The organism is Flavobacterium sp. NKUCC04_CG (genome assembly GCF_019345525.1).
In the GTDB taxonomy this organism is placed as follows: Bacteria; Bacteroidota; Bacteroidia; order Flavobacteriales; family Flavobacteriaceae; genus Flavobacterium.
Genome location: NZ_JAHKRA010000004.1, coordinates 118,872 through 131,016 on the forward strand (window position 1 = coordinate 118,872; position 12,145 = coordinate 131,016).

The window sequence follows — 12,145 nt, forward strand, 5'->3', positions numbered from 1 at the left end:
TAAAAGGCGTATTGCTTTATAAATCGATACGTTTAGAATCGGAAGGTATTTTATACTTTATCGCCAAGGGTTCATTAAAGGTGATTTTTTTGTAATATAGATTCAGGCTGATTGTACTGATTTGTTCGGCCAATATATGGATTTGTTCGGGCACTATATAATCGTTTATCTTTTGATGTTTGGGGTAAGTGATGGTCAGTTTGCGATCGGTATCGGCTTCGGTGATTTCCTCTTTCTTAAGTAGGCTGTTTTTATCCTCAAAATAGTAAGTAGCTTGGATCTTTTCTAATTCAATAGGGCTGAGTTTGTGTAAGCCATTTTCGATACTTGTGATAAATTGATCCTCGGATTTACTGTCCAATACTTGTCCCAACAAAAGATTTTGCAATTGATTGTAGTGAAGTTCTTGTCCTAGAATACGGGTTAAAACGGCATAGTCTCCTTCAAAAAAACGATTGTTTAGTCTGCTGTAGTAACTGATTTTATCGGGAGTAATTAACGCTTTGGCTACGGGAAAACCCTTAACGCGAAGGTTGATTAAGATTTGTTTGTCTTTTTCGATTTGCACATCCATGCCTAAATCTTGATTTTGAGAGTCGGAAATATAAGTAGCGGTTCCTTTGATTATTGCGGTTTCAAAGTTTTGTGCGTTTTTGGCGTGTTCGTTTAAAATAAACAGCGAAGTCTTTACATTTTTTGCTGCAGATTCGTTCCAGATAAAAGCATTTTTACCACTTTTACAACCTAGCAGTCCGATAAATATAAAGAGTAAAATGGCAGTTTTTTTCATGATAGGAATTGATATTTATTCGAATATAGTAAAAATAAAGTGGGATTTTTCTGGGTGATTGATGGTTCTCAGTTGGTGCTAGGGAGTAAATTAGAAAATTATTCGTTGATATTTTGTGAATTTAATGTATTTTTACCAAATAGGGGCTTGGTTTGTTTTAAATAATAAAGGAACTCTAATTTCGAAATTGGGTAAAAGTTATAGTGGGTCATCTCTCAGACTAAAAGCATTGATTTCAGAAAGCGTAAAAAATAGCAATTAAAATTTAAAAGAATTATAGATGAAAAATAAGGTACTAGTTTTGATTTTATTGATGATATCGACCACGGCTTTTTCTCAGGCGACGGCAGTTGATTTAAATAATGATGGGATTGCTGCTTTAAAGATGGGTGATACTGCCGAGGGATTGGAATTGCTTACCGCATCCATAAAAATGGATTCAAAGAGTCCTGTTGCTTATTATAGCAGAGGAAACGCTTATGTGGCTCAAAAGAATTATAAGTTGGCTATAAGTGACTATACAAAGGCGTTAGAAAATGGGGGGGAGTTATATATATTATTCGCACGAGCAAATGCATATAGAGGAGATGGTAATATAGAGAAGGCGATAGCCGATTATACCGAAGTAATTAGTCAAAATTCGGCATTTCATTCGGTCTATTTGGAAAGGGGCCTTACTTATAGATTACAACAGAAAAATGAATTGGCTAAAAAAGATTTCGAAAAACAATTAAACCACGATACCCTTGATCTTAAGACTCTGGAGGCATTAATTGATGTCAATGTAAAATTAAAAAATTATGATGCGGCTTTAATGGGCTATGAAATTATTCTATTAGAATATTCGAACGTAGATGAAGCATATCTGTTTTATAACTCCCGTGCAAATCTGTATACCTTGATGCAGGAATATGATAAAGCTTTGTTAGACCTTAATAAGGCTATAGAACTAAAAGGTGATTTTGCTCTAGGGATTTTTAATAGAGCAAAAATTTGGATGAAAATGGGCGATACTGAAAAGGCATGTATCGATATGAATAAGATTTTAAAGTTAGATATAGCACTTCAAAAAGACTTTCAATCAGACAAAGATTATGAGGAGTTAAAAAAACTTTGTAATTAAAATAAGTTCAATCGACTATTGATTTCCTTTGCATGGAGCAATCCACCTGTTCTTAAAAAGTGAAGAGCTTCCTGAATAGGAGAATAATCAGGAACAATATACAAGAAAATCGATTTAGAGCAAGTTACATGGAATTGGTGAGCTAAGACGTTACGTAAATAGTTCAACAAGAGCTGTTTCTATTTTGGAAGGTGAGGTAATGGGCCCAAATCGACCGACAACTCTTCCGTTTCTATCAATTAAGAATTTAGTGAAATTCCATTTGATTCGTTGACCTAAAAAACCGCGACTGTGCGCTTTGAGATAGGCAAAAAGAGGATGGGTTTCCGTTCCGTTAACCTTTATTTTACCAAAGGTTTTAAAGGTGGTTTGATAGTGGAGTTCACAAAAGGAAGCCAGTTCAGCATCGCTACCTGCTGCTTGATTTTTAAATTGATTGCAAGGGAAGTCCAATATCTCAAAACCCTCCTTTTGGTGTTTGAGATAAAGCTCTTGTAATTCTCGGTATTGTGGTGTAAAACCACAAGCGGTGGCTGTATTGACAATTAAAAGTACTTTTCCCTTATAATTAGAAAGGGAAATCGATTCGCCTTTGGCGTCTTTTGCTGAAAAATCATAAACCGACATACTTTGATTTTAAGGAGTTATTCAAAGATAGCATAAAAAGGAATGGCATATGCAGGGCTTAACAGCACTTTTTTAGGATTGTTGGGGTTTGCATAGTTGAACATTGTCTCGGTCGGGATGCAAGTCACTCAATATAAAATCATAGACCTCTATCCATTTAAGCGCAATATCAACCGTATAACGTTTCGAAAACAGTTCGAATAATTCTTTACGACTAATATCGACTAAACAGTGATAAAAGGCCATATGTCCTTCCTTTTGAGTTTTACTGATTTCAAACACCACCACAAAATATCCCAAATCAAATACAAAGGTATTTCCATCGTGTTCGGTCATCAGCAAACTGAGGTTGACTTCTATATTAAAGGCTTCGCCAAGTACCGAACGGTTGTAGTCAATCTTTTGAATATCCGTGGTAGCACCATAATCTTGATTGTCGGAAATATCATCGACTAAAAACGTATATTTTTCGGATAAGGGAGGTTGAGGAATGATGTCATATTTTTCCATGAATTTCACTTTTTTAGATTAGAAAGGAATTTCGGGGCTTTTGAGTTCTCTAGGAGTTTTTATATAGGGAAAGATAAAAAAAAATGAATAAAAACAAGCGTATTATACTTAAAAAACCTTTTATTTGAATATTGTTATGAGGTTTCTTAAAAAGCAGATTCTCAGTTAATTATTTGTAAAATTATGGGTAAGTTGCTGTTTTATTTTATGATAATTCGCTTTAGGAAAGTCTTTTCAAAAGGTGATTATTTAGCCGTTTCCATGGTGATTCTCGCCTATATTGCCGTTGCCTTTGTGATTTTTAACCATTATGAAAAGCTAAAATATTATAATTTGTTGTTTTTTATAGAATGCCTTATTTATCATTGGAATAGGAAAGATATCGAATTGTTGAAATTAGTAAAGTCTTATAAAGCAGTCCTTTTTATTGAATATCTGATTTACATGCTGCCTATGTTGGTCGTATTGGTATGTAAAGCAGAGTGGTGGTGGATTTCTATATTGTTTTTGACTATTTACGGCTTTATCAGTTTACCCAAAAGAAACGGAATCACGCTTAAATATCCGTTTCGCCTAATCGATCCGTTTTGGACCATCAGTTTCCGCAAATACAAATTTCTTATCGTTTGCCCCTTAACTGTGGGCGTGGTGTTTTTGGCTAATGCTTATCAAAATGAGAACTTGATTACAGCTTTGGTGTTGCTGCTGACGGTACTTGCTTGTGTGCCTTCTTTTGAGAAAGAGCGCGTGGAGGAGTTAAAGTTATCTACAAGGGACGCCCGTACTTATTTGGAAAAACAAGTGCAAATCAATGTGATAAATACTTTGATTTTTGTATTGCCTTTACTGATTTTGCTGATTCTTTTTTTTAAATGGAGTTTGTTATATATGTTGTTTTTACCCCTTATTGCCGCTGCTATTAATACCATATTGCGTTATTTGTTTTTTAACAACCCCTTACAGCAACAATTGTTTTTTGTGTTTTATATGGCCTTGACGGTGAGTGCCTATGGCATTCCCTTGCTGGTGCTGCCCTTCCTTTATAAAAAAGCGGTTAAAAATATTAATTGGATCAAGTATGTTGAAGATTGAGATTCTAGAAAAGAAATACGGAACAAGTGTCGTATTGGAAAATATTACCTTGACTATAAATAAAGCCGGAGTTTATGGACTTGTGGGTAAGAACGGCCAGGGTAAAACCACCCTGTTTCGATCGGTGCTCGGTTTGGAGAAATTTAACGGAACGGCAGAACTTAATCAGGAAAAAACCAGCTTACAGAAAATAGCGTGGTGTCCAGCAGAACCTCTGGTGTACGACGAACTTACTGCTGCAGAGTTTTATAGCTTTTACCGAGAATTATTGAATTTGGAAAATACCAAAATTGATTATTTGTTCGAATTGCCCAAGGATAAATTAATCCGAGAATTTTCGACCGGAATGAAAAAGAAAGTATTTATCAATGCGGTTTTTCAAAAGGAATATGCAGCCTACTTTCTGGACGAGCCTTTTAATGGATTGGATATAGAATCCAATTATATACTGATGAAAAAGATACTCCAGTTAGCAGAAAACAGTATCGTCATTATCTCCTCTCATATCATTGATGTTTTATATCAACATTGCGAGAAAATCTTTGTAGTAAACGACAAACAATTGTTGGAGTTTCTTCCGCAAGACTACAACCAAATTCAAAATACGCTTTTCCTTAAAAAGTAAATTCTTCGAAAATACAGGGCTTTTTTAGCTTTAAAGCGACTGATTTTTATTCGCTTACGATTCCGGTTAAAGCTTATTTTTAAGTGAGAGCATTTCATTGACCTTTTTGGCGCTGTTTTCCTTTGCATAAGTGGGAAGTGAAAGCGGCATAAGTTGTTGAATATAGAATAAAAGAAGTCTTATTTGAACTTTTCATAAAAATAATAAAACATAAGGCGTTGATCGACTTTGTTTTGTAAATTAGAGGGAACAAAAATACTAACAGATTATGGATTATAAAATAGCTTCTTTAAGGAAACTGCAAGAGGAAGGGAAACCGATTTCAAAATTGCCCTTTTCTATTCGGATTTTATTGGAAAATGTATTGAGGAATCACGATGGATTTGTGGTTACAGACGAACATTTGGACACGCTTACCTATTGGGATCCCAAGGGAACCGACAAAGATATTCCCTTTAAGCCAGCAAGGGTATTAATGCAAGATTTTACCGGTGTACCTGCTGTGGTTGACATGGCTTCCTTACGTGACGAGTTTATTAGAAAGGGTAAGGATGGAAATAAAATTAACCCTGCAATTCCGGTTGACTTGGTTATTGACCACTCGGTCCAAGTTGATTTTTTTGGAACGGATTATTCCTACGAGAAGAATGTCGAAAAGGAGTATGAAAGAAATTCAGAGCGCTACGAACTTTTAAAGTGGGGACAACAAGGAATGAACAACTTTACCGTTGTTCCGCCGGGGATGGGAATATGCCATCAAGTCAACTTAGAATATTTGGCTCAAGGAGTGATAAAGCGCGACGGTTGGGCATTTCCAGATACCTTAGTAGGTACCGATTCTCATACACCTATGGTCAATGGGATTGGAGTAATTGCTTGGGGAGTTGGAGGTATAGAGGCGGAAGCAGCCATGTTGGGTCAACCCATTTATTTTACCTGCCCTGAAGTGGTTGGTTTAAAATTGACAGGAAAGATTCCGCAGGGATCTACGGCTACGGATATGGTGCTGACCATCACTAAATTGCTACGCGATTATGGAGTGGTTGGTAAATTTGTTGAGGTATTTGGATCAGGATTGGATCATTTGTCGGTAACTGATAGAGCAACCATTTCCAATATGTCGCCAGAATTTGGTTGTACCGTAACCTATTTTCCAATTGACAATCAAACCTTAAATTATATGCGTAAAACCAATCGTTCTGACGAACAGATTAAATTGGTTGAGGAGTATTGTAAGGAGAATTTGTTGTGGAGAGTGGATGAGGATAAGATCGTTTATAGCCATGTATTGGAATTGAATTTAGATACATTAATTCCAACAATAGCTGGACCTAAACGTCCACAAGACAAAATATTTGTAAAGGATGTGGCTACGGCATTTTCTCAATTGCTGGCAGACGAACACAACAGGGCTTATGTTTCTGTAAAAGAGCGTCGCGAACAAACTTGGCTTGAGGAGGGCGGTTCCGGAACGGAATTTCGTTTTGAAGACAATCCGATTCCCAATCGAGCTACAGGTATTGAAGTGGCAACGGATACGATGCGTTCGGTACGTATAAAATTAAAAAACAAGGAATATATATTGAGTGATGGTAGCATCGTTATTGCAGCGATTACCAGTTGCACCAACACATCCAATCCGGATGTAATGATTGGGGCGGGCTTAGTAGCGCGTAAAGCTATTGAACGCGGTTTGCGAACCAAGTCATGGGTTAAAACCAGTTTGGCACCCGGATCTAAAGTAGTGACAAAATATTTGGAGCGCTCCGGATTGTCAGAAGATTTGGAGGCCCTGCGATTCCATACCGTTGGATACGGATGTACCTCATGTATTGGAAACAGCGGTCCTTTACCTCCGCATATTGCAGAAGCGGTTGACAAAGAAGATTTGGTTGTAGCATCGGTATTATCTGGGAATAGAAACTTTGAAGCTCGTGTGCATTCGCAAGTAAAGATGAATTTTTTGATGTCGCCTATGTTGGTGGTTGCTTATGCCTTGGTAGGTCGGGTGGATATCGATTTAATCAACGATCCTTTGGACTATGATCCGAATGGAGAGCCGGTTTACTTAAGAGATATTTGGCCTACTCAGGAAGAAATCAATGAAGTGATCAGTACAGCAATGAAAAAAGAAGACTTCGATGAAGTTTATGGTGTTATTTTCGAAGGAGAACAGGATTGGAAAGATTTACAAGCGCCTTTAGGACAAAAATTTGAATGGAATCCAAATTCTACATATGTTCGAGAAGCACCTTTCTTTGAAAACATCAGTGAAGAAGTATTGCCAACCTCAGACATCAATCAAGGACGTGTATTGCTGTATCTAGGTGATTCAGTGACTACCGACCATATATCTCCTGCAGGGTCTTTTAATCAAGAATCGGCGGCTGGAAAATATTTGATGTCGCAAGGTGTTGAACCTAAGGATTTCAATTCTTATGGCTCGCGCCGTGGAAATCACGAAGTGATGATGCGCGGTACTTTTGCCAATGTGAGAATTAAAAATAAGGTAGCACAACGCGAGGGCGGGTATAGTACGTATTTGCCAACTGGAGAATCGTTGACGGTTTTTGAAACGGCAGAGAAGTATCAGGCGGATAAAACGCCTTTAGTAATATTTGCAGGAAAGGAATACGGCAGTGGCTCGTCTCGAGATTGGGCTGCAAAAGGAACCTTTTTGCTAGGAGTTAAAGCGGTAATAGCAGAGAGTTTTGAGCGAATTCACCGTAGTAACTTAGTTGGAATGGGAGTAGCGCCACTGGAATTTATAAAACCAGCTACGGCAACTTCGCTGGGCTTAGACGGAACGGAAATCATTACAATCACAGGATTGGCCAATGATTTAAAACCACATAAACACATGCGCGTAACGGCTGAAAAGAAATCGGGTGAGAAAATAGAGTTCGAAGTTTTGGCTCGTTTTGACTCGGCGATTGAAATCGAGTACTATAAAAATGGAGGTATTCTTCAATATGTTTTACGCGATTATCTAAAGAGATAATAAAGCGAAAATTTTAATGTTAACCAAAAGGGCTGTCTTCCAAGATGGCCCTTTTGTTTTGCGTTCTTTCGCGTAAAAGGGTGTTCCAAATTTGATAAGTAGTTCTAAACAAAGCCTTGTTTAAATGCTTCTTGAATTAAGCAGTTGGTGTCGGAAACATTAAAAGCCTCTTTCATCTTATTGATTCGTTTTTTTAAGGTTGCCGGAGCCAATGGAATTAAAAGATGCAGATCGTTGAGTTTATTTCCTTTGGAGAGGTGTAATAAAATCAGTCGGTTGTTATCGTCTAACATCAGTTCTTTTTTCCAAATTTCCTGATTGCATTTTTTTACGGTTTCACTTTGAAAGGCTATGCCATTTAAAATATCAATCAACAACAAGGGTAGGTTGTCGGGCGTGATGTCATTTTTAACCACTAGGGCATGTGGGCGGGTGTTTTTAATAATGTCGTAGATGATAATGACTTCGGTATGTGCGGTGATAATAGCAATCTTACAATTTGGAAGCGACTCCATAATATAATGTGCTAATGCCGCACCGTCTTTAAGATTCATTTTTTCATAAGCAGGCAATCCAAAATCTATAACAGCTAGGTCAAAAGGCAGTTGTCTCTCTAGGGATTTATTGATTAAATGAAAGGCAGACTCGCAATCGTAAGCCTTTGAAAAAAGCGTGTTATTTTGAAAAAAGGGGTGTTTTGAAATGGAAAAGTGATATCCTTCAACAGTTAAAGGGTGGTCATCGACAATTAGGATATTCATAATGCTATTTTGAAATGGAATTATTTAATCGCAAGAACGACATAGGAAATTTTTCTTTTGAAAGGATAAAGGTAGGAATATTACTAAGGAAATTGGCTGTAAAATAGTTTTTTTATTTGATGTATAAGGTTCTATTAAAAGGGTGAAAAACAGGGGTTTTATCAACAGCCTTATATTTTAGACTTCTATAAGAAAGTGTTTCCTAGAGTAGATTTTAGAAGTTAGTTTGTGGGAATTAGCCTATGTAAATCACGGCTTTATGTTTACTTTTGTCGAGGAAAGAAAGGATATTTATGAATGGTATAAGATGTTTATTGGGTGTTTTTCTACTTATAGTCTGTTGTTTGTCTTGTACTAAAGGACGATTGGCAGCTGTAAAAAATCAAAATTATTTAGATAGTATTGATTTTACGAACTTATCCAACACCGACAGAGGGCGGGTTTTGGATAGCTTATTTGACGATGCTATGGACGAAGATAATTCTGCCGCTACGCGCGTTTATTTGTTGGAATTGGCGTCAAAGTTCGACAAGGAGGAAGCCTCAAGTCAATTTTTACAAATTTTAAATCGGGTTCGTACTTATTCCAAAGAAGAATCGGATTCGTTGAGTTTGGCGAAAACCTTTGAGTCATTGGGTGGTTATTATGAAAACAAAATGCATTTTGACAGCACTTATTTCTTTTATCAACAAGCCGGAAAATGGTATAAATCCCTTAACGACTCTATTAAAATAGCGGAGATGTCGCTAGGGAAGGCTTCCATTTTATATGATTTCGGATTTTATACGGAGGCTGAGGTCGAAACCATCACCGTATTGCGCTATGTGAACAGGGACCAACATCCGATGACGGTTTACGAGAGCTACCAACTCTTGGGTTTGATTTTATGTGAATTAAAATCCTTTGACGAGTCTATAAACTATTTTCGATTAACCCAGTCCGAATTGTTGCGTATGAATGCCGAAGGGACGTTTGACAAGAATGATTTGATATTGGCTTATGGTGCTTTGTATAATAATTTTGCAGGGGCTTATGAGGTTAATAATAATTTTGATGAGGCCATAGAATATTATCAGCGCGGATTGGACGTTAACGGTATTGATGAGAATCACCCAGCCATATATGCTGCTTTATTAAATAACATCGGTTCTGCTCGTATTCAAAACAACGATACCGTTGGGGTGCTTAAAAACTTAAAAATAGCAGAAGCCATTCGTTCCAAGTCGGGCAGTACTCAGGAAATGATATCCAGTAAATTGACTTTAGGAGAGTATTATTTTAAAATTGGCGAGGTCGACTCAGGATTGAAATCTGTTACCCAGGCCTATGATTTGGCCTTGAGTATGAATAGTGAATACGACCAAAAAGAGGCTTTGCGTTTTTTGGTAGAACACGACGTGATAAACAAGGGTAGAAACACCAAGGAATATGTACGCTTGCACGAAAAAATTCAAGCGAATGAACGATCTACTCGAAATAAATTTGCGCGTATTGCTTATGAAACCGAGGAAATGATCAATAAAAACGAATTTTTAAAAGAACGTAATCGACGAATTGTTTTTATAGCTGTTGTAGTAGTAGGTTTTTTGATGTTTTTATTGTTGGTATTGCGGTTGAGTTCGCGAAACAAACAATTGGTTTTGATGCAAAAGCAGCAAGATGCCAACCAATTAATTTATAAATTGGTCATTGATCAACAATCGAAAACGCAGAAAGCCAAACAAAAGGAGCGCAATCGAATTGCAAAGGAATTGCACGACGGTATCGTTAATCGCATTTTTACAACGCGATTTAATTTAATGCAATTAGATAGTGCAGATATGACACGTAAGGATTTGTTGGTAAACGAATTGTTCAAAGCAGAGGAAGAAGTGAGAACGATTTCGCATAAATTAGTCAACCAACAATTTTTAAAAGACGAGACTTTTGAAGAAGTGGTAAAAAAGTTAATCGAGCTACAGCAGAATTCGTTTGGAACTCAATTTGAGTTGTCGGTTGATCGAGGGATTGTTTGGGAAGATATTGCGACAGAAGTTAAGATGCATTTATACCGTATACTTCAAGAGACCTTGCAAAATGTAAACAAATATTCCAAGGCGAAGCATTGTTCGATTTGGATTCTAAAAGAACAGGATAAGGTCAAGTTGCGCATAGCTGATGACGGTATCGGTTTTGATATTCAACGGGTAAAGCGCGGAATGGGTTTTAAAAATCTGAATGAGCGCGTAGCAAAAATCCATGGTAAATTGGTGCTGCAAACTAGTGAAGGAAGCGGAACGGTATTAGAAATCACTTTTTAAGGCTTTTTTATAAGCGTCCAACGCCCGTGCTCTAGCGAACGCGTGTTCAACCATAGGTTGTGGGTAAATATCGCTATTCCATTCTGGGATCCATTTTTGGATATACAGCTGTTCTGCATCGAATTTTTTCATTTGTGCTTCCGGATTAAATACTCGGAAATAAGGCGCGGCATCGCAACCGGTTCCTGCTGCCCATTGCCAGTTTCCGTTGTTGGCAGCCAAATCGTAATCGAGTAATTTTTGCGCAAAATAAGCTTCCCCCCATCGCCAATCTATCAAAAGGTGTTTGCTTAGAAAGCTCGCTACAACCATGCGAACCCGATTATGCATTAAACCCGTTTTATTGAGTTGGCGCATACCGGCGTCTACAAGTGGATAACCGGTTTGACCGTTACACCATTTTTCAAAGTCATTTTCGTCGTTTCTCCAGATGATGCTATCGTATTTAGATTTAAAACTGTGATGGACCACTTTGGGAAAATGAAAGAGTATCTGCATAAAGAACCCACGCCAAATTAAGGCCTTTAGCCAAGTCGCATTGGATTTTAGTCCTAAAGCTACACATGCTCTAATCGAAACGGTACCAAAGCGAAGCGCTATACCTAAATGCGAGCTTGCATCTAAAATAGGGTACTCGCGTACGGTTTCAAAATTTTCAATATGGATTACATTTAAATCGGGTTTCTGAAATACGATATCTGTGGTCTTAAAACCCAAATCGGTTAAGGTTGGAATAGGTGGTGCATTCCAAAGATGTAAATTCGAAAGAAATGCTCCCGATGGGTGTGGTTGATAATGAAAGGGCTGTATTTTCTCCAACCATTTTTTGGAATAGGGAGTGAAAATGGTATAAGGCGTTTGATCGGCTTTTAAAATTTCATTGGCTTCAAATACAACTTGATCTTTATAGTTCTTGAAACGGATCTGATGCGACTTTAAAAAATCCCGTACACGAGCATCGCGCTCTAAGGCATCGGGTTCGTAATCGGTATTGCAATAAACAGCTTCAATGTCATATTGCGCTACTAAATCTTGAAAACACTCAAGCACATTTTGATAAAAAAAACGAATGCCGGATTGTTGTAAAAGCAACTGTTGGTGCAAGCTGTTTAAAGCTTGATGAAAATAATCGACCCTACGGTCGTATTTGTCTTCAAACTGTTGTAGAATTTCGGGGTCAAATATAAAGATTGGCAATATGGGGTTTGGGGTATTTAAGGCGTGAAATAAACCACAATTGTCTTCTAATCGAAGGTCTCTTCTAAACCAAAATATGTCTATCTTTTGCTTTTTTTCCATTTGTCGAAATTAGTATT

The 12,145-nt window shown here is 37.4% G+C and carries 10 protein-coding genes; 5 read left to right on the plus strand and 5 right to left on the minus strand.

Going from position 1 to position 12,145, the window contains the following annotated elements:
- Window positions 1–16 precede the first annotated feature (16 nt).
- Window positions 17–790 carry a DUF4292 domain-containing protein gene (locus tag KO524_RS04535; RefSeq protein WP_219290888.1) on the minus strand — a complete coding sequence of 258 codons (774 nt, stop codon included), beginning with the start codon at window positions 788–790 and terminating at the stop codon, window positions 17–19.
- Between the two features lie 280 nt (window positions 791–1,070).
- Between KO524_RS04535 and KO524_RS04540 the strand changes: the two genes are divergently transcribed.
- On the plus strand, window positions 1,071–1,913 hold the full coding sequence (locus KO524_RS04540) for a tetratricopeptide repeat protein (RefSeq protein ID WP_219290891.1): 843 nt from the start codon (window positions 1,071–1,073) through the stop codon (window positions 1,911–1,913).
- Window positions 1,914–2,063: 150 nt separating this feature from the next.
- On the opposite strand, the gene KO524_RS04545 is transcribed toward KO524_RS04540, so the two are convergent.
- Complete coding sequence (locus tag KO524_RS04545) at window positions 2,064–2,540, minus strand: glutathione peroxidase (protein ID WP_219290893.1); 477 nt, start codon at window positions 2,538–2,540, stop codon at window positions 2,064–2,066.
- A gap of 72 nt (window positions 2,541–2,612) precedes the next feature.
- The gene (locus KO524_RS04550; protein ID WP_219290895.1) at window positions 2,613–3,050 is read right to left on the minus strand and encodes a hypothetical protein; all 438 of its coding nucleotides are present in this window, start codon (window positions 3,048–3,050) and stop codon (window positions 2,613–2,615) included.
- Between the two features lie 183 nt (window positions 3,051–3,233).
- Here KO524_RS04550 and KO524_RS04555 point away from each other — a divergent pair, with 183 nt between their 5' ends.
- The 3 genes from KO524_RS04555 (at window position 3,234) to acnA (ending at window position 7,768) form a co-directional block, all read left to right on the plus strand.
- Window positions 3,234–4,142: a hypothetical protein gene (locus tag KO524_RS04555; RefSeq protein WP_219290898.1), complete on the plus strand. Its 909-nt coding sequence runs from the start codon at window positions 3,234–3,236 to the stop codon at window positions 4,140–4,142.
- Window positions 4,129–4,767 carry an ATP-binding cassette domain-containing protein gene (locus KO524_RS04560; RefSeq protein ID WP_219290900.1) on the plus strand — a complete coding sequence of 213 codons (639 nt, stop codon included), beginning with the start codon at window positions 4,129–4,131 and terminating at the stop codon, window positions 4,765–4,767. Before KO524_RS04555 ends, KO524_RS04560 begins: the two co-directional genes overlap by 14 nt.
- A gap of 265 nt (window positions 4,768–5,032) precedes the next feature.
- Complete coding sequence (gene acnA / locus KO524_RS04565; protein WP_219291209.1) at window positions 5,033–7,768, plus strand: aconitate hydratase AcnA; 2,736 nt, start codon at window positions 5,033–5,035, stop codon at window positions 7,766–7,768.
- A gap of 104 nt (window positions 7,769–7,872) precedes the next feature.
- On the opposite strand, the gene KO524_RS04570 is transcribed toward acnA, so the two are convergent.
- Window positions 7,873–8,529, minus strand: coding sequence for a DNA-binding response regulator (locus KO524_RS04570; protein ID WP_219290903.1), 657 nt, complete (start codon window positions 8,527–8,529; stop codon window positions 7,873–7,875).
- A gap of 293 nt (window positions 8,530–8,822) precedes the next feature.
- Between KO524_RS04570 and KO524_RS04575 the strand changes: the two genes are divergently transcribed.
- Complete coding sequence (locus KO524_RS04575; RefSeq protein ID WP_219290905.1) at window positions 8,823–10,829, plus strand: tetratricopeptide repeat-containing sensor histidine kinase; 2,007 nt, start codon at window positions 8,823–8,825, stop codon at window positions 10,827–10,829.
- Here KO524_RS04575 and KO524_RS04580 read toward each other — a convergent pair.
- Complete coding sequence (locus KO524_RS04580; protein WP_219290908.1) at window positions 10,812–12,128, minus strand: deoxyribodipyrimidine photo-lyase; 1,317 nt, start codon at window positions 12,126–12,128, stop codon at window positions 10,812–10,814. The two genes, KO524_RS04575 and KO524_RS04580, sit on opposite strands and share 18 nt — an antisense overlap.
- Between the last annotated feature and the right edge of the window lie 17 nt (window positions 12,129–12,145).

Excerpts from the sequence above, each read along its gene's own strand:
- KO524_RS04560 (WP_219290900.1), top strand. The coding sequence starts at position 4,129 with ATGTTGAAGATTGAGATTCTAGAAAAGAAATACGGAACAAGTGTCGTA.
- KO524_RS04570 (WP_219290903.1), bottom strand. The coding sequence starts at position 8,529 with ATGAATATCCTAATTGTCGATGACCACCCTTTAACTGTTGAAGGATAT.
- KO524_RS04545 (WP_219290893.1), bottom strand. The coding sequence starts at position 2,540 with ATGTCGGTTTATGATTTTTCAGCAAAAGACGCCAAAGGCGAATCGATT.
- KO524_RS04535 (WP_219290888.1), bottom strand. The coding sequence starts at position 790 with ATGAAAAAAACTGCCATTTTACTCTTTATATTTATCGGACTGCTAGGT.
- KO524_RS04540 (WP_219290891.1), top strand. The coding sequence starts at position 1,071 with ATGAAAAATAAGGTACTAGTTTTGATTTTATTGATGATATCGACCACG.
- KO524_RS04555 (WP_219290898.1), top strand. The coding sequence starts at position 3,234 with ATGGGTAAGTTGCTGTTTTATTTTATGATAATTCGCTTTAGGAAAGTC.
- KO524_RS04550 (WP_219290895.1), bottom strand. The coding sequence starts at position 3,050 with ATGGAAAAATATGACATCATTCCTCAACCTCCCTTATCCGAAAAATAT.
- KO524_RS04580 (WP_219290908.1), bottom strand. The coding sequence starts at position 12,128 with ATGGAAAAAAAGCAAAAGATAGACATATTTTGGTTTAGAAGAGACCTT.
- KO524_RS04575 (WP_219290905.1), top strand. The coding sequence starts at position 8,823 with ATGAATGGTATAAGATGTTTATTGGGTGTTTTTCTACTTATAGTCTGT.